The sequence below is a fragment of the Stygiolobus sp. CP859M genome, assembly GCF_037389975.1.
Taxonomy (GTDB): Archaea; Thermoproteota; Thermoprotei_A; order Sulfolobales; family Sulfolobaceae; genus Stygiolobus.
Window position 1 is genome coordinate 24,162 of record NZ_JBBHKS010000012.1, and the last position, 22,140, is coordinate 46,301.

The 22,140-nt window shown below is 37.0% G+C and carries 24 protein-coding genes; 9 read left to right on the forward strand and 15 right to left on the reverse strand.

What is annotated here, in order from left to right:
• Positions 1-175 precede the first annotated feature (175 nt).
• The 5 genes from porB to WIW72_RS05060 all read right to left on the reverse strand — a co-directional run bounded on the left by porB (position 176) and on the right by WIW72_RS05060 (position 4,320).
• Positions 176-1,081: a pyruvate synthase subunit PorB gene (gene porB / locus WIW72_RS05040; RefSeq protein ID WP_337702195.1), complete on the reverse strand. Its 906-nt coding sequence runs from the start codon at positions 1,079-1,081 to the stop codon at positions 176-178.
• Entirely contained in the window at positions 1,050-2,237 is a 1,188-nt protein-coding gene (locus WIW72_RS05045; protein ID WP_337702193.1) for a transketolase C-terminal domain-containing protein, read from the reverse strand. Before WIW72_RS05045 ends, porB begins: the two co-directional genes overlap by 32 nt.
• Positions 2,234-2,494 (reverse strand): 4Fe-4S dicluster-binding protein, encoded by a 261-nt coding sequence (locus WIW72_RS05050; protein ID WP_337702190.1) that lies wholly within the window; start codon positions 2,492-2,494, stop codon positions 2,234-2,236. Before WIW72_RS05050 ends, WIW72_RS05045 begins: the two co-directional genes overlap by 4 nt.
• On the reverse strand, positions 2,484-3,035 hold the full coding sequence (locus WIW72_RS05055) for a 2-oxoacid:acceptor oxidoreductase family protein (protein WP_337702244.1): 552 nt from the start codon (positions 3,033-3,035) through the stop codon (positions 2,484-2,486). Before WIW72_RS05055 ends, WIW72_RS05050 begins: the two co-directional genes overlap by 11 nt.
• Before the next feature lie 67 nt (positions 3,036-3,102).
• Positions 3,103-4,320 carry a DmsC/YnfH family molybdoenzyme membrane anchor subunit gene (locus WIW72_RS05060; protein ID WP_337702188.1) on the reverse strand — a complete coding sequence of 406 codons (1,218 nt, stop codon included), beginning with the start codon at positions 4,318-4,320 and terminating at the stop codon, positions 3,103-3,105.
• 121 nt (positions 4,321-4,441) lie between these two features.
• On the opposite strand from WIW72_RS05060, the gene crn1 reads away from it, so the two are divergent.
• Both crn1 and WIW72_RS05070 read left to right on the forward strand, forming a co-directional pair.
• Positions 4,442-4,990 (forward strand): CRISPR-associated ring nuclease Crn1, encoded by a 549-nt coding sequence (gene crn1, locus WIW72_RS05065; protein ID WP_337702186.1) that lies wholly within the window; start codon positions 4,442-4,444, stop codon positions 4,988-4,990.
• A 67-nt stretch (positions 4,991-5,057) separates the two neighbouring features.
• Positions 5,058-5,195 (forward strand): ribbon-helix-helix protein, CopG family, encoded by a 138-nt coding sequence (locus WIW72_RS05070; RefSeq protein ID WP_337720746.1) that lies wholly within the window; start codon positions 5,058-5,060, stop codon positions 5,193-5,195.
• 31 nt (positions 5,196-5,226) lie between these two features.
• Here the strand turns inward: WIW72_RS05070 and WIW72_RS05075 are convergent, their stop codons facing one another.
• Together WIW72_RS05075 and WIW72_RS05080 are read right to left on the reverse strand one after the other, a co-directional pair.
• Positions 5,227-6,837, reverse strand: a complete 1,611-nt coding sequence (locus WIW72_RS05075; RefSeq protein WP_337721258.1) for a serine protease — start codon at positions 6,835-6,837, stop codon at positions 5,227-5,229.
• A 659-nt stretch (positions 6,838-7,496) separates the two neighbouring features.
• Positions 7,497-8,675: an AAA family ATPase gene (locus WIW72_RS05080; RefSeq protein WP_337721259.1), complete on the reverse strand. Its 1,179-nt coding sequence runs from the start codon at positions 8,673-8,675 to the stop codon at positions 7,497-7,499.
• A 527-nt stretch (positions 8,676-9,202) separates the two neighbouring features.
• On the opposite strand from WIW72_RS05080, the gene WIW72_RS05085 reads away from it, so the two are divergent.
• On the forward strand, positions 9,203-10,522 hold the full coding sequence (locus tag WIW72_RS05085; RefSeq protein WP_337721260.1) for a PQQ-binding-like beta-propeller repeat protein: 1,320 nt from the start codon (positions 9,203-9,205) through the stop codon (positions 10,520-10,522).
• Here WIW72_RS05085 and WIW72_RS05090 read toward each other — a convergent pair.
• From WIW72_RS05090 to WIW72_RS05115, 6 genes are all read right to left on the reverse strand, one after another.
• Entirely contained in the window at positions 10,501-11,628 is a 1,128-nt protein-coding gene (locus WIW72_RS05090) for an MFS transporter (protein ID WP_337720742.1), read from the reverse strand. The two genes, WIW72_RS05085 and WIW72_RS05090, sit on opposite strands and share 22 nt — an antisense overlap.
• A gap of 230 nt (positions 11,629-11,858) precedes the next feature.
• Positions 11,859-12,317 (reverse strand): PaREP1 family protein, encoded by a 459-nt coding sequence (locus WIW72_RS05095; protein WP_337720741.1) that lies wholly within the window; start codon positions 12,315-12,317, stop codon positions 11,859-11,861.
• Between the two features lie 1,173 nt (positions 12,318-13,490).
• Positions 13,491-14,693 carry a hypothetical protein gene (locus tag WIW72_RS05100; protein ID WP_337720740.1) on the reverse strand — a complete coding sequence of 401 codons (1,203 nt, stop codon included), beginning with the start codon at positions 14,691-14,693 and terminating at the stop codon, positions 13,491-13,493.
• A 53-nt stretch (positions 14,694-14,746) separates the two neighbouring features.
• Positions 14,747-14,902, reverse strand: a complete 156-nt coding sequence (locus tag WIW72_RS05105; RefSeq protein WP_337720739.1) for a hypothetical protein — start codon at positions 14,900-14,902, stop codon at positions 14,747-14,749.
• A gap of 45 nt (positions 14,903-14,947) precedes the next feature.
• Positions 14,948-16,159 carry a DNA methyltransferase gene (locus WIW72_RS05110; RefSeq protein ID WP_337720738.1) on the reverse strand — a complete coding sequence of 404 codons (1,212 nt, stop codon included), beginning with the start codon at positions 16,157-16,159 and terminating at the stop codon, positions 14,948-14,950.
• Positions 16,149-16,610, reverse strand: coding sequence for a hypothetical protein (locus WIW72_RS05115; RefSeq protein ID WP_013776555.1), 462 nt, complete (start codon positions 16,608-16,610; stop codon positions 16,149-16,151). The genes WIW72_RS05110 and WIW72_RS05115 overlap by 11 nt, the downstream gene beginning before the upstream one ends.
• Positions 16,611-16,846: 236 nt before the next feature.
• Between WIW72_RS05115 and WIW72_RS05120 the strand changes: the two genes are divergently transcribed.
• Positions 16,847-17,577, forward strand: a protein-coding gene (locus WIW72_RS05120; RefSeq protein WP_443294849.1) for an IS1/IS1595 family N-terminal zinc-binding domain-containing protein whose coding sequence is annotated in 2 segments — positions 16,847-17,099 and positions 17,099-17,577 — 732 coding nt in all. The coding sequence is not laid out codon by codon here.
• Positions 17,578-17,754: 177 nt separating this feature from the next.
• On the opposite strand, the gene WIW72_RS05125 is transcribed toward WIW72_RS05120, so the two are convergent.
• Entirely contained in the window at positions 17,755-18,132 is a 378-nt protein-coding gene (locus tag WIW72_RS05125; RefSeq protein ID WP_012952631.1) for a type II toxin-antitoxin system VapC family toxin, read from the reverse strand.
• A complete protein-coding gene (locus WIW72_RS05130; RefSeq protein ID WP_337720737.1) occupies positions 18,111-18,350 on the reverse strand; it encodes a VapB-type antitoxin in 240 nt (79 codons plus the stop codon). Before WIW72_RS05130 ends, WIW72_RS05125 begins: the two co-directional genes overlap by 22 nt.
• A gap of 258 nt (positions 18,351-18,608) precedes the next feature.
• On the opposite strand from WIW72_RS05130, the gene WIW72_RS05135 reads away from it, so the two are divergent.
• The 5 genes from WIW72_RS05135 to WIW72_RS05155 all read left to right on the forward strand — a co-directional run bounded on the left by WIW72_RS05135 (position 18,609) and on the right by WIW72_RS05155 (position 22,138).
• A complete protein-coding gene (locus WIW72_RS05135; protein ID WP_337720735.1) occupies positions 18,609-19,262 on the forward strand; it encodes an IS6 family transposase in 654 nt (217 codons plus the stop codon).
• A gap of 172 nt (positions 19,263-19,434) precedes the next feature.
• Positions 19,435-19,695, forward strand: coding sequence for an AbrB/MazE/SpoVT family DNA-binding domain-containing protein (locus tag WIW72_RS05140; RefSeq protein ID WP_337720804.1), 261 nt, complete (start codon positions 19,435-19,437; stop codon positions 19,693-19,695).
• Positions 19,692-20,081, forward strand: a complete 390-nt coding sequence (locus WIW72_RS05145) for a type II toxin-antitoxin system VapC family toxin (RefSeq protein ID WP_337720734.1) — start codon at positions 19,692-19,694, stop codon at positions 20,079-20,081. Before WIW72_RS05140 ends, WIW72_RS05145 begins: the two co-directional genes overlap by 4 nt.
• Before the next feature lie 128 nt (positions 20,082-20,209).
• Entirely contained in the window at positions 20,210-20,428 is a 219-nt protein-coding gene (locus WIW72_RS05150) for a hypothetical protein (protein ID WP_337702250.1), read from the forward strand.
• A 456-nt stretch (positions 20,429-20,884) separates the two neighbouring features.
• Positions 20,885-22,138 (forward strand): AAA family ATPase, encoded by a 1,254-nt coding sequence (locus tag WIW72_RS05155; RefSeq protein ID WP_337720733.1) that lies wholly within the window; start codon positions 20,885-20,887, stop codon positions 22,136-22,138.
• The last annotated feature ends 2 nt before the right edge of the window (positions 22,139-22,140 follow it).

Below are 22,140 nucleotides of genomic sequence, written 5' to 3' on the forward strand. Positions count from 1 at the left end.
GAAAAACTCTTATCCAAGGCAGACTTTATTCATAGTGCTTAACTTTAACAACTGAATTCCTCTTGCCATAAAGGTCGAGGCTTTCAATCGGTTAATGAATAGGCAACAACTTAGGAAAAAATTCAGGAGTGCTGTAAGGAATAATCATATTAAAAAAGAGTAAGGAATAATGCTGCTATAACTTCAGGTTCCCTTCATACATCAGCTTGAGCTTTTCCCACATCTCGTTTACATATTCTTCGAGCTCTCTTATCTTCTGTTGGTCTACATGTTTAAATCTACCTTGTATTTTCAAGAACTCCTCTATAGGTTTTCTAGTCCTCTTATCTAGGCAATGTAAGCTTTCGTCGGAGATCTTCAATATACCGTTCTCACATTCGAATAGCGGCCAATAGCAGGTTTGTACGGCGAGCTTTGCTACTTCAGCGGTCTTTGAAGGTTCAAACATCCATCCGTAAGGATCAGGGCATAAAACTTGCACGTAGGAAAAACCGCGGATCTCCTTAGCCTTCCTTATCTTCTCCATTAAGTCGTGGGGATATCCTACACTCGCAGTCGCTACGTAAGGTACTCGATGTGCCATCATAATAAACGGTATGTTCTTTTTATTGTGCCGTTTACCCATAGGTGTGGTAGTTGTCGAAGCTCCTATTGGCGTCGAACCGCTCCTCTGCCCACCGGTATTCATGTAAGCCTCATTGTCTACACATACATATAGAATGTCCTCATTCCTCTCTGCAGCACCGCTTAGAGACGCCATCCCTATATCTGCAGTACCGCCATCCCCAGCCCATACAACTGCCTTGACATTCTTTCCCCTAGTCCTCATTGCTGCTGCAATACCTGAAGCTGCTGCGGGACCTGCAGCAAAGGCAACGTTTAGAACGGGATAATTATAGGCTGAGTTGGGTCCCATGCCCTGAATCACAGAGGAACAACCTGCAACCACTACAATCACGGCGTTTTCTCCTAATGCTGTGCTTATGATCCTCATCGCTATGTTCTCAGGACAGCCTGGACACGCCGATGTCCCAGGCATAAGTTTGTGCCTATTTAATATATCTCGGACTCCTAAGCTCAATTTTTCTCGCCTCCTCAGGATAGAACCACTCTATACCTTGCGGTTTCTCTACGAACTTACGGATTATCACTTTCATCTCGTTCTTTCCTATTGAAACCCCTCCTAACCCGGTTATTACACCCTTTATATCAGTATCTGGTAACGAAGCTTTTACTTCAGTGTACAACTGCCCTCCCCTACCAAAGCTAACGGATCTGTCAAGGACTAACACGCTCTTATCACTAAGTGCCTTAACCACCTCTTCTTCAGCCCAAGGTCTTACAAACCTTACTCTGTAAACCCCTACCTTAAGCCCTTCCTTTCTCAACTCGTCTACAGCTTGCATCGCGTCTAAAGACCAAGCTCCCATAATTACTACAGCGTAGTCAGCGTCTTCTAATTTGTAACTCTCGTTTAGCGTCGAGTAAGACCCTATAGGTACTACCCTCTTCATGTATTCCTTCCCAGCTTCTACAATGACTTCCTTAGAGGCAATCTGAGCTCTATGTATCGACTCTCGAAGCTTCATGTAATCCTCTGGCGAGAACATGTTACCCATAGCTATTGAGTCTTCTGGGTCTAACACGTAAGGCTGTCTTCTTGGAGGAAGATATGAGTCAACTTCTTCTTGCGAAGGTACGTAAACTCTGGTCTTAGTGTGAGATAGAATGAAACCGTCCATTCCGATCATCATTGGTAAGAACACTCTCTCGTCCTCAGTTATTCTGAAAGCCATTATAGTCAAGTCCATGGCCTCTTGAGGCGTAGAGGCGAAAGCCATTATCCATCCGCTGTCCCTCTCACTCATAAAGTCAGTATGTTCATTCCATATGTTCCATGGCGGACCTACAGCTCTGGTCCCAACAGTCATTACAACTGGGATCCTGCTCCCGGCGACCCACCATACCATCTCATGCATGTATAGTAGTCCCTGTGATGCAGTAGCAGTGTAAGCCCTCACACCGGCAGCTGCTGCACCGAAAGTCGCGGCCATTGCTGAATGTTCGCTTTCTACCCTGATTATTTCAGTCTCGAGTTCTCCTCTATCCTTCATTTCACTGAGCGACTCTATAATATAAGTCTGCGGAGTAATAGGGTAAATACCCGTGACTTTGACTCTCGACAGTTTTACAGCCAAAGCCACAGCATCGTTTCCTGAAATGACCTTTTCCATCATGACTCACTCACCATCTCAATTGCTTTGGCCGGACATACGTTGGAGCAAATACCACATCCTTTACAGTATTCGTAATCAACAGCAACTTTACCATCCTTGATGATTATGGTTCCTTCGGGACACCATATGTAACATGCCTTACATCCTACACACTTATCCTCATGTACTAAGGGTCTCACTATTCTCCAGTTACCTGTCTTTCCTCCTGCCCCTTTAGCAGGTTTGCTTATTGGGAATAATTGGTAATTAAGTGACAACTTGTGACACCTCCATTAACTCCTCGTAAGCTATCTCTACGGCTTTCTTGTTAACCTCAGCGATCCTTCCCTCAAACACCTCCTCTATTGCCTTCTTCAAAGAGTCTAGAGTAACTACCTTCAGTCTTGCTAGACTTCCAAGCATAACAATGTTGACTAAGGGCCATCCAGACTTCACTAAGTTAAGATTTAAAGCGATTTTCGTAGCGTTAACTACGAAAGTGCGGTAGGGGAGGGTTACGGGGGAGGGGGAATTAATGACGACATATCCTTCGTCTTTCAACCCTCGGAGTGGGTTAGAGATCTTTAACAAAGAAGGATCTAGGATAACAACAATATCCGGGTTTTCTATGGGGGAAGTAACCCTAATCGGATGGGAGTCAATTCTACAATAAGACTCTATCTCAGCCCCCCTTCTTTCGGCACCGTAGAAGGGGAATGCGGAGGACCAGTTCCCGTCTAGGTCTGCCGCAATTGCAAGTAAGTTAGCGGCTGTAACTACTCCTTGCCCTCCTCTCCCGTGAAATCTGATCTCGAGCAATAAGGCATCACTTCCGATTATATAATTTCTCTTGAACATTAAAAAAGTTTCGTATTAAGAAAGATTATTATTTGGGGAGTCCATAATATGAAATATTTTCATAAAACCTCCTTCTTTCAATAAACTCCGATAATATTGCTTCGGGAATTGCTATAAGACTAGTCAATGGAAATAGAATAGATAATAGCACCATAATAAGATAGAATGAATTTAAGGTTAACCTAAGCTTGTTATCCTTACGAGCTACAGATATCTCAGCGATACTAAAAGCTACTGCTACAAGCAAATACAAGTAGTTATGAGTGAGGAAATAGCCTAGTGGAAATACTGAGGTAAAGGCTGTTCCTAAGAACGATATAGCGGTATTGGGGGAATACCAAGACGGTATAGTCTTTAGTATATAAAGCATTATTGAAGATATGATCGCTAACGAAAGAAGGACAAGTGACGATGCAAAAGTGAACACAGATGGGTAGAGCGAATAAAATACTAGTGAAAGAACGGAAAGTGACGAAAAGAATACTTCTCTACTTAGCCAAGAAGTCCTTAAGTTCTTGATTACCTTGTAAAACCTTTCCCTTCTGTTTATATGCAAAATTGAGGGAATAAGTCCTATAAGCATCAAGAGCAAAGGTACTATGCCTTTAACTGGAATAAGAAGGGAACCTAAAGCAAATTCGGAGAATAAAGTGAAGATTAATAATTGCCAATAATTTTCTTCTTTCCTTGTCTTCAGTGGGGAAGCCTCGACTTTAACCTTGCTCTGTCTCACCACGAGGTTAGGTTTAGTAAGTTCGTACGGTGCTAAGAACGGAGCGTTGTACTCTTTCTTATCAACCCATCCGAAGGATAGGGCACCGGTAGGACACGCTTCTACGCACAACGGTAACCCCTGCTTATTCATAAGCCTTTGCCTACAGAAGTCACACTTGCTCATTACGCCGTCTTTATTAAATTTCGGCTCTTCATAAGGACAAGCCCAAGTGCAATAACCACACCCTATACACTCTTTAGGGTCTATATAAACAACGCTCATGTTATCTTTCTTTATCGCGTTTGAAGGACAGACCTTCATACATAAGGGATTCTCACAGTGGTTACAAGCTATGGAAACACCGATCTTCGTGTCTCCCTCATTAAAGACGAGTAAAGTTCTCCAATTTAGACCTCCGTAAGCTGAGTTACAAGCGTTGACGCAAGCATTACAGATAATACACTTATTAGGATCGAAAATGAACGCCAATTGGAGTTTATCGTCTTCAGTAGTTTTCAAAATCTCTTCCATACATTAAATAACGAATTTAAACTAAATAAAGCTGAATATAAACCGAATCTAATGTAGTAGTTCTGAGGACTCAACGAAAAAGAAATGTAAAAGATATAAATGTGCTTAATATACTCTCCATATGGCAAGGCTGATTGCTACGTTGGGTACTTCGCCGGGAGGAATATTTGAGAGTTATAAGAACTTAATTGAAGGCAGTTATGAAGGAGATAACGTAGAGAAGGTTAATATAGATGAGGTTTATATCATAAGGACATCCGATAAGGCTGTGGAATTCGCGTGGAAGTTAGTTAAGGCTATATTTGCCTGTTGTGGTGCTAAGGGTGTCCATGTTTATGATATTCCCTTAAGCATATCGGACATTAACAGTAGGCAAGACTTTTTGATGTTTAAGAGGGAAGTCGAGAGTAAAATAAACGAAGGGGACTTTGTGGACATAACTGGCGGTAGAAAATCTATGTCTGTAGCTGCTGCAATCTCAGCGATTAAGAGAAAGGCTAGAACTGTTACTACCATAGTCCCTCAAGCTGAGTATAACAAGGTTCAAAAGCTCATAAAAGAACTTGAACCGAGAGAGAAAGAAATACAGATGGTAGGGGAGGGAAAGTGCCAAACGATAGATATTTGTCAACTAGTGAGTAAATCAGCCCTAACTATTCTGTTATCGTAATGTATAAAATTCTACAACAGACTATTATTGCGTAATACCTTTTAAGCTTTCTCTGTCAGTATTACCTATGAAAAAAGTTATCACCTTTAAGGTCGAGGACGAACTGGTAAAAAATCTCGATACTTACGCTAGAAAACACGGGTTAAATAGGAGTCAAGTCATAAGGAAAGCGATATTAAAGTTGATAGAAGAAGAAAGAAACTGAGAAATAAAAGAAGAAAAAGTTTTTGACTTTTTTATGGCTGAATATACCACGTTAGTTGTTCTACGTTCATAGTGAACCGGATGAACGGCATTGAATAGTATAGATAAGTTAAGTTGTGTGAACTTAGGCCATATTCCATCATTATGTAACCCACTAGGGATGGTCCGTCGTTATAGGCTGCAGCGCTTTCGAGTATCTGAGTCTCGTTAGCCATGTATTGATAAATCGAGTTGAGCACTAAAGATAGATCTGTTGCGTTAAGTTGTTTTAGGAAGTAATCTCTGAATGTCATTGCCATCTGTGCATAATAGTTAGCGTAGAAACCATAATCATATATAACATTTGGATTTCTATATACTTGAAGTATCAGGGTTATGTTCCCGTAATTCCCGTTAGTAACTGAATCTAAATATTCGGCTGCATAAAGATCCGTTAAGAATTCATTATACAATCCTTGATAAAACCCTTGAGGAGTTATTATAGGCCCTGCGTTTATCGATAAGCTCAAGGCAGCCCATGAATTAGCTAGAATCTCATCAGATATGTTCCCTTGATTATATAAATAATCAGCCTCAGCTGCTGTCTCTATGGTCCATAAGTTAGTTAAGGTCTCAGCGTTATTAACTGCTTTCATTACTTCAGAACCTAAGTTCACCGAGTGATTAGTCTGGTAGAGGACTTCTATTGCCTCAACAGCAGGGTTAGGTAGGACATAAAAGGCTGTATAGTTACCCTCGCTTGCAAGCTTATGTGCCATAGACCAATACATAGCTGCCGTCTGTTTCGCCGAAGAATTGGTAGTTGAGTTGTATAATTTATTATAAAGTGTAGACAAGTAGTAATATCCTACAGAGAGGTTAACTGGAAAGTCCATATATCCCTTAGATTGAGGTAATGAAGATGAAGTAACGATTTGATACATTTGAGGAATTGATGATACAGTGTACAAAACCTCGCCGTGTTCTTTGGCAAATTGCTCAGCCATCTGGTAGTTTTGCCCCTCAGCTAGGGCCATCATTTGAGGGACTACTAAGTAATAAATACCGCCTTGATATAGCTGGACTATCCTTTGATAGACAACACCGGTTGAGTACATATATCCTTCCAGTCCTACATCACCTAAGAAATACAGTGACTTATTTAACATAGCTTGTTGCCCTAACATAGATGCCAAATACATTACTGTAGCTGAGTCCGTCTTCACTGCACCAGGAACGTTTATGTAGTTAGGGGCGTTTATGTATAAATAGTAATTATAGGCAGTCAAAGGTTGATAACCAAGCATCGACGCTACAACAGCGGCACCTTTTGCCCCGGCTAAGTACCCGTTACCACTGGAGAAGGGGTTTCCTATAAATACCAATCCGTCTCCAGGGGTTACATAGGCGTATTGAGAGGCTATTGTTTTATAGGGGAACACGGGGTTTATTAAGTAGTCCTCACCGTTTCCTATGCTAGCAGGGTCTCCAGAAGGAGAATATACTGTCTTTATCACTGTAGTTTCGTTTACTATCTCTTGTTTCATCGTTTGTGTTGACATAGGCTCAGTATAACTTGATTTTTGCCCCAGTAGATAACCTACTATACCAGCCAGTATAATTAAAATCACTAGTAGTATCCCAACTAAAAATTCTTTTTTCATTTTTTTTCAACGAAACTATAAATATTTCGGTTATATAAGAATTATCCCAAATCTTTATACGAATTAAAAAACGTTATTAGTTCTATCTAACCACACTGAAAGATAGTTTACGTCTAGAAGTCTCAGGTTTCTAAAGAGATAAATAGCCTTATCAATCTATGCTAAGGTTCGCAGAGCGGAAGAGTTAATAGTTTGTTTAGATAAAAAGTTAATAATTGGAGGAGGAAAAGCTTAAAAATAAGGGGGTTAAGGGGGCGAAAAGCCTCGCTGAGGAGATGGATAGTCCCGTGTTTAAATTCTTCTCTTTCTAATTTCTCTTAGTGACGCTAATGACACTCCTCCATGGCTTAATGGTACTGTGAGAGGAGCGATTAGTATCCCTCAGTAGGGGTGTCGTGGCGAAATAAAAAGTAATTAAAAGTAAGGATAAGTTACGTCACGGGTAAATACAAACTTTTTAATGAGCAGTATGTTTTTGTCGGTGAGTAGAAATATACACACAAAAATTCTCACTAATGTTTAAATATTTGTAAGGGATAAAGGAAGCAAGCACGGACTAAGTAGTTGTAAATCTCGTTTGAGGTTAATAAGTATGTTATTAAGTATGTTATGAAGAGTTAAGTATGTTATAACACCTATTCTTAAAATACCACTTTTATCTAGGTCTCGCTTTCTTGATCTCGTGATTTCACTAGCTGGTTTGCTATTTCTATCAACTCCTCAGGTCCTATACTTAAATCACCGTAATCCGGTGGTTTTTCCCTCAAACTCACTAATCCTACCTTCTCAGCTATTTTATCCATCCTTTTAACAACTTCTCTGGCTTCAGAACTCGAAAATTCACCCATTTTGATCTCAAAAGCCCAAATAGGTTTCTTCTTTTTTACAATAATTACGTCTATGTCTTCCTTCGGAGAATAATACTGTACCCCTCCGAAATATTTCGAAAGCATTTCTCCTATACTGAACTGAACCTCCCTACCAATAGGTAAGTCCTTGACTTCCAAATCCGTTTCACTTATAGCATATTTGGATTCAGCGTAAAGCGTGAGAGAAAGGGCAGGAGACCTGATTCTGTAATAATTTTCCCTAGACAGCGTGGGAATTTTTTGTACTAATCCCATCTTAGCTAACTTGTTGACCATTGAGGATATCGTTCCTTCCCCTCCTTTAGGTTGTATTATTCCGGCAATTTCAGACGTCTTCCATATTCCTTCCCCTAGAAGTAAAAGGATTTTATAATAGGTGTCTGTAAGTTGCCTTTCCTCTTCTTTGAACACCTCCCCTAACAGCCCCTTAGAAATTAACGAGAATTCCCTTATTCTACTAACGAATTCCTCATAACTATTTATGAAAGGAATTATCCAAGGGTCTCTGTATAAGGTTGAAAGTACGGGGTCTCTAATTTGAGTTAGCACATCTTCATAAGATATTATGTCTATTTCAAGGGGGGTGAATAAACCGAGTAATTGACTATTCCTATCAAATACTTTATTAACTATACCATAGCTAGAGCCTATTATTACTAGAATACCTTCCTTATCCCAATTGCTTATCATAGCCCAATAGATCTCAGGTAATCTTTGGAACTCGTCTATTACCGCCACGCCCCCTCTGCGCAGAATCCCTTTGACCTCTTTCATAGCCTCATCAATCTTTACCACTGTATCATCTAAGGTGATTGCATTATTTGAATCAGCTATTAAAACGTAATAATCCATCTTAAGGTTTCTCTTTACTAAGGTGCTTTTCCCTGTCTTCCTCCTGCCGTAAATTAAAGTCCAGTTTTTTATTCTTCTTATCTCCTCCTCTTCTCGCCTTTTAATATATAGTCCCACAGGACTAGTCTTATAGGACTAGTACTTAAAGATTAGCACTTAAGACAGTGAATAAGAAAACGGAGGTAGGACGAACTGTATTAAAGTACAAGCAAACTCATGGTGCGTGAGCTGGATCTCTCTAAGCGAGGTGTTAAGGGAATTAGAACCTCGTCCTTTCACAATTGAGAGGAATCAGTTTAAAAATTAAACGAAGAGAACGGTGTAAGAAACTTATATCGCCATCTAAAGCCATTACAAGGCTTCACTATATCCGGTACATCAGGATCCCACTTAGATAACTTGAGTCTCTCGCTGTTAAATGAGTTTTAAACAATGTCAGCTAGACGTATTTTAATTAAGTTTTAGATTTACGGAACTGTTAAACCCAATTCAAATTCTCTCGTTGCTAAAATTACACCTTGCTTGTTTTCCTACCAATAGATTTTTATAGTCCATTAGATACTTAGTGTTACGTGGAAAAGTTAAAATCAATTATTCTGATAATTACAATTATTTTTTTATTATTATCATCAGAATATCTGTTTTTGACTGAGTTTTACTTCGCTAAAACTTATTCAGTTCAAGAAAATCAAAAAGTAAACATAACAAGTTTACCTTCACTAACAAAATCTCCCACCCCTACATACTCCCTTATACAATCAATTCCGAACAAGCCTAAAGGTTATAAGCCTGCAAATTACATGTTTGAGGGTGATCCTCAGCACATATACTATGTGCCCATAAAGACCGGTTACTTTATGTTGAATTTGACTGGAGCTATTGTAGTTCCTCCTACTATATACGGGGACTTAATGTACGTAGTGACTTCAGGAGTAATGAACATGACAACGGGTGAATTGAATGAACTGTTAGGTTGTCTCTTCGCGATTAACATATCCGACGGGCAATTAGTGTGGCTAGACAAATTCCCAAATCAGATCATGACTGTGCCGTTGGTCTATAAGGACGAGGTTATCGTAGGTCTGGGAAACGCGTGTTTCCTCAACACCACCGTTAGGGGGACTGGAGAAAACGCAGTAATAGCCCTTAACGCAACAAATGGTAAAGTAATATGGAACTACACGACTCTCGGAGAGGATATGCCGACTCCGGTAATTTACAAAGGGATGGTAATTGAAGCAAACGGGAATCGTGAAGTCTTTGCACTAAACGTAGATAATGGTAAACTGATATGGCAAAGGTATCTAGGGTCTTACGACAGTATGTCTTCACTTCTTCTAGCAGGAAACATAATATATTTCGGAACGGCAAACCCTTACGTGTTCTGGGCTATAGATGCGGATGACGGCCAGGTAATTTGGGATTATAACTTCTCGACTACTGGATTGACTTTTGGTGGACTTGACGACTCATCGCCAGCCTATTATGACGGGATAGTTGTAACTTCTTATACCGTTCATATATCTAACATAACCATGAGTGAGTTCCTTGTAGCGTTTAACGCGTCTAACGGTAGAATGTTATGGTACTTAAACGAAGGAAATGCTCCAATACCCAAATACCTCGAATCTCCAGCACCAGTAATTTATCACGGGGTAGTTTATCATGATTCTCCGGTAGGAATACTATACGCATTAAATGTTACTAACGGAAAAGTTATCTGGGAATTCTTGACGGGTCCAACAGTTAGCAACGTGGACATAGCCTACAATTCTTATATACTTATACAATCCAGAGGGGGTACTTTATATGTGCTAAAGCTAAATGGCCAAATGGTAAAGTCGGTATTAACTCCGGTTATGCCTGGGCCAGGTAACTTACTAGTAACACAAAACTCAGTAATAATGGTAGGAATAAATGGTGTTGTAGACGTAATACCAATCTACGCCTTAACAGGTTCGTGAAGCCTTAAGTAAAATAATGAAGCTAATATCCTTAATACAGCAATTGCTAACATCATATCCCTTATCCCCTGAACTACGCCGAAATAACTCGTAACTAGTTGTGCCGTAATACCACCGATACTTGATCCCGTAAGGTCTCCAAGGGCGGTTACCGCGTTATAAAGACCCACGCTTTTCCTCGTGTCCTTTGAACTGTCGTAAAGATAGGAAAGATAGGCTGTGGAATTAACAGAGTTAGTGAACCCGGCCACTACGTTAGCAAGATAAATCTCATATAAGGATGTAGATAAGGCATAAGCTAGAGGAAAGGTAGCTAAGGCTAGTCTACCGGTAAACATCACCAGTTTTCTGTTTTTGTCCACTAGTTTACCTACCCAGTTCTGCATCAAGAGTGTAGACACTCCTGATATTGTGTTGATAATAGCCACGTTCTCGAAGTTCATGTTGAAGACGTAAACCTGGGCCAAGGGGAATAAAGGCCAAGCTGATGACCATATTACGTTAAACGTAAAGGTGATCAAGAGAAAATCTCGAAATTCCTTAGTCACTTTTAACTCCTTTATTGGTGGTTTTTCATAGTCTACGTCAAACTTATAAGCTATGTAGGAATCACTCAAAATCAAAACTCCGGTCGTCAGGAAGAAAGGTCTTACCAGAGCTGTATCATCACCTACGAGAAAACCCGTGATCAGAGTAGCTATAAGTCCACCCAAGGTGGAATAAAATGAGTACTGAGCAAGTACCTTACCTCTAGAAGATGCGCTTACTGTGTCCATTATCAAATACCATCCGAAAAGTGAAACGCCTAAGCTAGCTTCTAAAAATACGTATAGAGGCACAAATATTATACTACTGAAAGGGATAAGTGAAAGTATAACCCAAAGTATCCCTACGATTGCAGAACCTATTACCACAAGCTGTTTCCCCCTAGCCCTTACGAAGCCTAAAACGAATTGTACTATTGAAGGTAAAACCGTCCCTGCTGAGGATATTATAGCTAACGCTTCTCCGTTTAATCCAGAGAGAGCTGAGAGAAAGGCTATAAAAGGTTGCGATAAGCTTAGTGCAAAGTTTCTGAGCAGGATATAAGTCCTTAAAGGTTTCACATACGAAACTAAATCGATATAACTTTAAAGTTTTCTAACGAGTGGAAGGACAATTAAAGCGTTTTACAAAGAAAGGGGTTAAGGGGGCGGAAATCCTCGCCAGATGCATAGCCCCGTGTTTAAATACTACTTTTTTCCAAATTTCATGATTTTAAGAGATTTTCCTTTATAAAATGATATAGAAAGATCTCCGTAGAATAAAAATGAGAATGAGAGAATATGGAATTTCATCATTTTAAATCTTGTTTTTGAACTCTTTGAAGTATGGATTTTATTTCATCAATAAGTATCTTTATGTTTTCCGCAGCAATTTCATCACTCCTAAAAGGGCTTAATATAGCTTCTTTATCCGGGCCATTATATTGGTATTCATGAATGGAGAGAGCTTTTTCTGTTAATAAATTTATCTCTTTCCCTAAGATTAATGAAAGTTCTTCCATGTAGGAAGTGGGAACTACAGCTATTATCCAATCTGCTAATTCTATCTTTCTCCTCCCTAATGACTTTTTTTTAGGATATTTCTTAACTAGAACATCTCTCTTATCCGTAAGTAATGCAGCCAATAGAGATTTCCACGCTTGGAATACCTTACCTGCTGCGTTTCTTACAAGTCCTTCCTGAAGAAATTTTTCTGCAATTTCGACCTCGAATCTTGCCTCCTCAAGCCTTATCTTTTTATAAGCCTCCAAGTTAAACCATGGCTTAGGTAACTCTTGCATATATAATAATAAAGTAAGAGAGTATTTAACCACGTTTAATCCTATTATGATTAAGATTTATTGAAAAAGATTAAAACTATATTAAAACTACAAAAAACAAAACAAGGCTGTGATGGAGGTAATAAATAGAATTAGTTAACATGTAGAGATTAAAAACTTTCTTTAATATCTTCAGGTCTTGTTAAGTTCTTTTATTATGTAAATAAGATAGAGAAGATAGGACCTTACAAGAAAGGGAGTTGGGGGCTCGCCAAGGCAATGGACAGCCCCTTATACTTCTTTTTCTAGTTTTTTAATGGCTAGGAGGGGTAAAAAACGATTAGAGCTACTGTTTTAATGAAGATCGCAGTCTCTGAACCCCTCCTAGCCCTCGTAAACAACTACGTAAAGGTACTCCGCTTCGTCCTCTTTTGGTTGAAAGAAAACGTTCCGAACTAAGAAGAGAAGGGAGTATTAGGAAAGGTTCACAAGGAGTTGTACACAAGACGTTATCCAGGGTGATAAAAATGGGAAATTGGGATGAGGTAATATTATGAAGTCACTTTCAACTAAGAAAGACCTTTTGCTCAAGGTCAATAAATTATTTCCTTAGGAAACGTTTAGGGGTGAACTTGAGTCACTTTACTCCAAGAAACCCAAGTGGGACGTTATATTACTCCTCAAAGTCCTATTAATCAAGTTCGTCTAGCATTTATTGGAAAATCCTTGCATTATAATATTCTTATAAAGGACTCCAATAATATTTATATTTAATTTTTTATGATATACCATAAAGATCTAATGTGTATATAATGGAACTTCGAAATTTATCTCCACATAATTTTGAAAATTATTTAACTCTAGATTTTCCCTAAAATGCTACTATAGATATGAATTAGATTGGCTATATTAGATCTTCGGTAGCGTCTCCTAAGAAAATTAACCTAGATTATGTCAAGGAATTTATAATGAAAAATGAATATATTCTTAATAAAAATAATGATTTGTTTAATATCATATATCTAATAGATAATGCTAGACAAATAGCGGAGGAATGTAGTACTAAATATATTTCTTGAATAGTATCTATTGAATAAAATGGTTGTTTGTAATTACTAAAATGATAAAATAATTTTTAATCTTTTTTAGTTATATAATATTAAATTATATACCTAATCTACTTGGGCATTTTAACGCATAAAGGATCAGTGAAGCTGCGCACAGAGTTTTTAGGTATTCATATTGTTTTGATAAGTTGTTTGTTTCCAGTAATCTTAGATCTTTTTGATCTTCCATAATTTTACTAGCTATCTTATTTATAATATCATCTTCGTTAGATGCACTGGTAATAATATTATTATATCGTGAAATTAACATTTCATATATGCGATTAGACCACATAAATCCTTCCTCGTAATACAATCTTAATTCATAGGGTAAAATGGAATATATTACCCATAAATCGTCTCCTAATTCTTCATTAAGTATCTTATTCTTCAGCGAAGAATATTTCTCTCCTAATATTTCTTTATAGAATTCTTCTCCTATCATAATTCTAAACTCAATTTTAATTTCATTTGTATAAAATACTAATCTCCTATATTCTTTTAAACACGATGCTAGATCTATGCATTCTGTTTTAAACTCCTTATTTGTCAGACGGGTAAAATAATCACCGAGATTTTCTACTATATATTCAATTAAACTATTCATTCTACCTCTGTTCACGTTTTGTTCAGTCAGTATCTCATGTTTTTCTGAATACGAAATAAATATAATTAAATATATTTCTCTTAAACCTTCCTTTATTAATGGATCAGCAGACTTTTCTATAATCCAATTCAGAAAGACTTTAAACTTATCTAATAGTGATTCTTGACCTGTTCTTCCACCAGAATGCTCACTTGTTCTTTGCTCTATTAAGTAAAGTTTATTATCTTTTCTCGCAATAAAATCTATTACTTTTTGTTGTTTGGAATACTTTTTTTGGTAATATTCACTAAATAGTGTATATTTAAATATATTTACCCTTTCATCTACTTGGTAGCCGAAATTTTCTAGAAAAGATTTAATAAGATCCTCATATATTGAGCCGAATCTAGGGCCAGATGAAGCAATAAAAAATCTATTTGAGATGTATAATTGGAGAGCTAGTTTTTCTGATATTGATGAAGGGATTAGCTTAAAGCCAAAATAGAAACTTTCTATATCTGTTATCTGAGACTTAATGATATCAATATTTTTATAATCACAAAGAATTGGAACCAATATATCTTGTAGTATTGAGTTAATGTACTTTAGCTGGATCTCTTGGAATTTTGTAAGTGATTGCTTAAACAAATACTTCTTAACTGTTAATAAGTTCATACATCATTATGAGTCTACTAATACTTAAGCGTTATTTACGTGATATAATCTTATCATGAGGTATAAAGCATCTTTTCTTTCTTATCATCAAACACTTCAATTAAGCATGCGTATTTCCATTTAGATTTTATTTCCTCTATATTTTCACATGTTTCTTCTGCAATTTTGATATGTAATGGGCCTATACATGAGTATATTATTGCTATCATATGATGTTGTAATTCCGTTTAAAATTAAGTGGGAGAAGGAAGAAATTAATTTTTCTTCATAATAAGTAAGTGCTCTGTTGGTGTGCGTTCATCTTCTAACTTTGTAGCAGGGTTCTTATTCACTTCCTTTATTCGTCTAGATACTATTTTGTCTATGAAAGTTACTTCATGCTTCCAGCCTAATGATTCTAAATGCTCCTTTAATATTTCGTCTATGGGTACTCTAAGCGTTCTTACTTTTACTGGTCCCACAAATATTCCTAAGGTTCTTGCATTAACCTTACCAAAGAAGTATGCCAGTGACCTAAAGTAGGTAATATAAATGTCGACCAGTTTCTTATTTCCGAATTCCTTTATTTTTTCTAGGTATTCCTTGAAGGTTTTACTCCTTATTTCTACATTAGGGGGTTTATTATAGGGAATTTCCTTTTTACTTAGCTGTCTTATTTTATTATCGTCATAGCCCAGCCAATATAGTTCAATTTTAAACGTCCTTATATATTCTTGGGCTTGTAGATAGGGGGGTGAAGTTATTACAGCGTCTACATTTGGAGGACTTTCGCTTAAAACGTCTACTCCTCCGTAAACTTTCCCGCTGGAAACACATTTACATAAAGATTGAAATTCCTTAACCTTCCTTATAATTCTTTCAACTTCTTTCCAATACATATCTCTCATTATTTCTTTCCAATTAGAATTTAACAGTCCGTTGACCCTTTCTATTGCAAATTTTGATTTATATAATTTTGGGAACTCCAGTTCAGCATAAGAGAAATATTTCGTAATTTTGAACAACGGTATTGCGACTAAAGGGTTCGGATGGTCGTGATAATATGCCCAAAGCCTTGATAACTGAGCTATAAATTCTTTAGGATACCAATAGCCTAAGTTTTTCCATTTAGGTATAAAACTTTTGTTATAATTAAAGTCTATCTCAAAAGTCTTTTCCGAAATTTCATCCTTCCACGTTTCTGCTTTAACCAAGATTTCTATTATTGGATTTAAATCCCATAGAATATAATTCCTGCCTGTCATCTCAGCCTCAATTGCCACGGTACCAGATCCAGCAAACGGGTCAAATAACGTTTCTCTAGGCTTGGTGTAAGCTTCTATGAAATACCTTACCACGTTAGGAATAAATTTTGCAGGATATGGATAGAGATCGTGTGTTACATAATTTGTCCTCAATTTCACTATATCTCTAAACAGCACGGAACGATACTTAATATTTAGAAAATCATCAATGCTAGTTTGCATCAATCTCACCTAAAAGTTTCTCTATTCTCCTACCAAGTTCATTATCTATTTTTTGTATTCCAGGTAAAATTTTAACTCCTATTTCCTTAAGTTTGTCTAAATCTATTATTTTCCATCTAGTTGTATCTGTCGTAGAAAGTACCGATTTAGGTATATATATAATCTTCAATGTCACATAATATTTCCATTCTCCTTCTGGCCAGTATTTTTCGCTTAATTCCGCAATATCTATTATCTCACCCTCCAAGACTATACCACCTTTTAAGCGTGACTCAGATTTATTAAGGTATAAAAATGCTCTTACTTGATTTTCTAAAAGTTTACTAGATCGGTTAAATCCCCAAATGAAAGAGCCTTGAGGATATTTTTGTATAAGTTTAGATTTTCTCGTTTTGTAATCATCAAGTGAGAAGAGGAAGTTTGTAAGTGTTCCCTTAAATAACACATACATAAGATAGTCTTTTTACTGATGACTTAAAACCTTTTGCCGCATTGGAACGTAATACCTAGAGCCATAAATATTAGAAGAATATTAGTTTAAGCTAATCATACTGTAAGATTTACCCTGGATGCTTTATTCCAAAACCACTCACTCAATTTTTAGTGTAGAAATTTTTTTCTGCTAAAATAGAGTGTGGAGATAGTGTCGTCGTTAAGTTATTTATATTTGTATAACGAGTATTACTTATGGGTAGGAAGCTTGTATTTAGGCAAGACGTTTCTTGTCCCTCTTGTGGTAGTCATCATGTTGTTAAGTGTGGTAGGCCTTTGGGTAGGCAGAAGTATTTGTGTAGGGATTGTGGTAAGTACTTCTTGGGTGATGCTAGTTATCATCATCATTCTAGGAAGTTGAGGGAGGAGGCTTTGAGAATGTATGCTAATGGTATGAGTATGAGGGCTATTTTTAGGCTTAACGTACCTCTTGGTACTGTTTTCACTTGATTAAGCGTTATGGTAGGAAAGAGCATGAGAAGTTGGTTGAGTTGTGGGGTAGGGCTGAGGAGCTGGTCAAGGGTAAGGTTGTTGCTAAGGTTGTTGATGAGATGTGGACTTACTTGTACAAGAATACTAGGGCTTTTTACAAGTGGGTTTTCACTTGTTACGTGTACACGGAGCTGGGAGTTTACCTCATTTACTCTGTGGGGGATAGGGGTGAGAGTACTTTCCTTGAGGTCAAAAAGTATTTGTCTGAAGAGGGTAGATGGGTGAGCGATGATTATAACTTGTACTACTGGTTGAAAGACCACACGGTTGTCTCGCCAGTTAACCCGAACGAATCCTTTCATTCCTCATTAAGGGATAGGCTAATTAGATTCAAGAGAGCAACAAAGGCAGTAAATAGGAGCATTCGTAGCATGATGTACTCCATAGCCCTAGTCTTAACGAAAAGAAGGTTAATCCCAGAATTTGTAGCTTAACGACGACACTATCACCACACTCTTCAAAATAAAACGTAGATTTAAAAATAAGTTTAACGTTGGTTCTGATAAAAATTGAAACTATTCACAACACGTGAATGAGGAAAAATTAAATGGAGAAAGGCTGAGAGTTTCATTAACAATTAAGGAATTCTTTAGCTGAGCTTAATTGTGATTTCATGGGTCTATAACTTCTATTTCATCCTTAACCCTTTCGAAATCCTTATCCGTCGTAATTATAGGCATCTTAAACCTCTTGCTTAAAACTGCAAGATAAGCATCGGTAGGGTCTAAACTTTTCTCAGTTACATAATACACTAGATCTCTTATTTCGTCACCCTTTATCTCGATTACTTCGTTCACAGTTAGCGGAAGTGAAGTTATAAGATTTAGGTAACCTAAAGCCCTCAATTTATCACCTTTTTTACTATGTTCGTTATACTTCCTTAAAGCCCATTCCATAATTTCTATTAGCGTTACTACACTAACTTTCCCCTTTCTTCTCTTATTCGATATAAACGCACTTGTATCTATTAGGACTTCGTCCTTTCCCATAAGGCTTCCCTAAAGGCTTCCTTTAACTCCTTAGGCGATATCGACTTAAGGAATTCCATTAACTCCTCTACATTCTTCACCTTTTCTAACTCCTCAGCAAAAGCAGTATAAGGAGTTAAAATTATAACTCCACCCAAATCCACAACATAAATTTTCTTATTAGCATACCATTTACCTAAATAAACCCTCCCTTTTGAGTCGGCAATTTTAACATCCATAGATGTAAGTGGGAATATAAAAAATAAAAATTTTTCCCACCCTTAACTTAATCCACGACAATTACCACTTCATATAGAAAATCATTACACTTATTAGATTTTCTAACGTTATAAGCTTAATTTTATACTTCTTGAGTGTGGACAACAATTTTGTTAATATAAAATGAATTATTTGAATTGTTTGTGCTTTATTAATAGAACGTTGATGATAATACTTTTTTAGGGTGAGCACGGGAGGTATTACCTGGAGGTGAGCACATGGAAACTAGATGGAAGGTTCCCGTGCTCACCCAAATTATACTAATTTTAATTGAGTATATTAACCTTAGCCCTAGGTTTTACTCTAGGGAGACCGTAGCCTCTGCATTGGCTAACTACGTTTCCGGGTTATCCTCATGGAGGGTCGTGTTACCCCATTCCACTCTGCTTTACTATCATAGGAGGTTGAGTTATGTTAAGTACGCTGTGCCATTGAGTGGTGTTTACGCTATTGACGAGACTAAGGTGAGGCTAATTAATGGTCAGTACTATTACGTGTGGATCGTTAGGGATGTAAAAACCAAGGGAATACCCTTCTTCATGGTTACTAGTGTTAGGAGTGGGGTACACGTCTTGGTAGTTCTTGCGAACATGAGTAGGGTTGAGGAAATAGCAATGAGGGTGTTTAGGAGAAGGATTGATAAGGTAATTTACTTGCACGATGGGGCAACAGCATACAACGCCTTCTCATGGTTAAACGTGGAACACGAGAAGTTCAACGAGAGGGATTATGCAAAACAAGGGTTCAGAAGCTTAAAACACTTGCATCAATGGACTTCCACTTCCCTTGGAATACTGACAATCACAATAACTAGGTGGTTATCAACATTCTTCCTGATATATCCTTTACACCCCAACGTACTTGTTAGATAAGGGGGTGATAATAAATGTAAATATTTCAAATAAATAAAATTATTGTCCACACTCGCAATTTTCACAAAAAAGTTTTTATATCAGAAGCTCCCCAAGTCGTGAAACTTGTTGTTACTCATTAGCGTAAAATTTTAAATATTAGTTTAGCCAGTTAAACTGTAGTAGAGTGAGTTTGACTCTAAGAGTGGAAGTAGGAAAGAAGGGTTATGTAATAATTCCTAAAAGTGTAAGGGATTTGGTGGGAATAAAAGAGGGGGATATCTTAATTTTGACAGTCGTTGGAGATAAGATAATCTTAGAACCTGAGAGGAGGGTTAACATACGAGAAGTTGTCAAAAAATTAGAAGAACATGAGAGGAAGATATCTTATGCTAAAAGGGCAAGCCTTGGGGAACTGGAGAACATAAGTCTTGAAGAGGAATTTGAAGATTGATTTTTCTTGATGCTAATTTCTTAATCTACTTAAACTCGGGAGTAAGTGAGGTAAAAGAGTATTATATAAAACTCCTCACATATGAAAGCTTGTTTTCAGATCCTTTAGTTATAGATGAGGTAATATACGTGTCTAAGAAGAAGTATGGAGTTAAGTATTGCGATACCATAGAATTCTTGGATGAAATAGTGCTCAAGTACTTAACAGTTTTACCAATTACGATAAAGGAATATGAGAGGGCTAAAGAGATTATGAGAAAATACTCAGTTAAGCCATCTGATGCCTTTCATATTGCCGTAATGTTAAACAATTCAATAAACGTGATCTTAAGTGAAGATAAAGAGTTAGATAAAGTTGCAGAATTAAGGAGAATATGGATTAAATGAAATTCACTAACCTTCTCAATTTGTCCCTGCATAATCGAGTTATGAGATAGGGATAAAAAAGGAGAAGGGATTTGATAGGCATACAGCCTCAGCTTACTTAATAGCACTAAAAGGATTAGGAATGTTGAATGATATCAAATGGCGTAAAATTCACGGTTTATCCGAAACTGTTGACAATGGCATTAATAGAGAAAGCCAGCCCTTCTTTCAACATTTTCTCCCTAGGCACGACTCTTCACGTATTGCTGACCAGGGAAATGGATAGGCCGGACTTAAAAGAAATGGAAGAAGCGTTTAACGGTGAGTTGTCTAAAGTTAAGATTGCGAGAGAAAAATTAAACGCGTAGAGTGAAAACCTTGAAGAGATAGTCAAGAAAGCGATAAGAATGGAATGCGGTATTAAAGATTTTAGATAATTGTGAATAACGTATGGCACATTTATTAATGCGGAGAGAAATTTAGGCCTTATGGCTGTACGCATAAGTAGATAATTGAAATCTACCATAGAGTAAATAATTGAGGTGATGATAAAGCTTTCATGAAAAGAATGGAGATAAACCTTTTTGTGTAGGTTATTTAATTTTATAAAAAAGGTAAAACTCTGAGTTGCTGAATTCCTACAAATCATGAGTTTGGGAATGAGGGTAAATAAGGAAGTTCTGTATCTCTTACCCGAGTAAATCCCTTGCAGTTAGACGAAAAACGTTTTTCCTTGTAGTTTTTAGATATCATTCTCAACTGTAAAGTTCGTTCTCACAGAGTAGTTTGAAAAATATAAAACAAGCCTTTTCTACTTATTTTTAATGAAGCTTATAATAAAGAACCTTGGCGTGCTCAAGGATACGTCAATAGAATTAGGAGACCTTACGGTTATATTTGGTAAACCTAATTCTGGTAAATCTTACATACTGAAAAGTATTTATTCTAATCTGGCCTTCTTTGACCAAGCTAATAATGTTGACTTAGCTACCATAGTTGCGGAAAGTCTCTACTCTACAATTGTTTCAATTTCAGAAAATGCGATAAAGGGAAGAAAATACACAACTTCCTTAAATATTTCGGAAAAATTTTTGGAATCTCTTACGATACTAAGAGAGAGAATTTCGAGATCTCTCCTTTCAGTTAACGAGACCGCAATTACCCGTGATGATTCTAATTTATTAAATAGAATAATGGAAATCACGAAAGAAGCTTTAACGTCTTTATCTATACCAGCAGTTACTTACACACCTTACTCGTCATACTGCGTGAATAAAATAGACATTGGATTCTCTAGAGGTGAACTAATTTTAAGGGTTGAAGTTTCATCAATTGGAGATAAAGAGCTGTGTAAGACAGTTCTTTCAAGTAATTTAATTTCAAATATAAGCTCTTACATGGCTTCATATTTAGTTCCAGCAATAATGAATAAGGTTAGCATAGCAGTAGAAATTCCTTCTGTAAGGTTCTTATCCTATGGGAGGTCTTTAATTTTACTTTATAGAGAGAATATAAAACCTCTGCCTTATACTAAGAGCCTAATATTCTGGATAAATAAAGGTAGTGAAAGAATCAGAAGCGGTAAAGGTAGTATTAATAATTTCTGGGACCTAAAAGTGAATGTAGAGAAAACTCTTTCTGTTAACGGCCTCGAAATTCCTTTCCTTTCTTCAAGCCTGCAGGAACTTACGGCTTTTTCCTTAGCTATTGCGGATGGGAGGAAAAGCTTATTACTTATTGAAGAGCCTGAATCCCAATTAAGTACTGATTATCAACTTAAGATGGGGTTATTTTTATACGAGTTATCTAAAAAGCATAAGGTTGTCATTACTACACACAGTGAAATTATCCTCATTATATTAGCGATTCTCTCCCATTTTAAGAAGGAAAAAGAGGTTGTTGAACTTTTTAACTTAGGGAAAGTTGAGGGCCAGGAAATGAACGTTAATGTTAAAATTTATCATGTGAGAGATGGAAAAATAGAGTTAATGGATCCGGAAAAAGTTCTGGAAAACATCCCTGGGATAACGGATATTTATTACTCTATTCTAAAAATAATTGCAAAACTAAGTGAGTAACC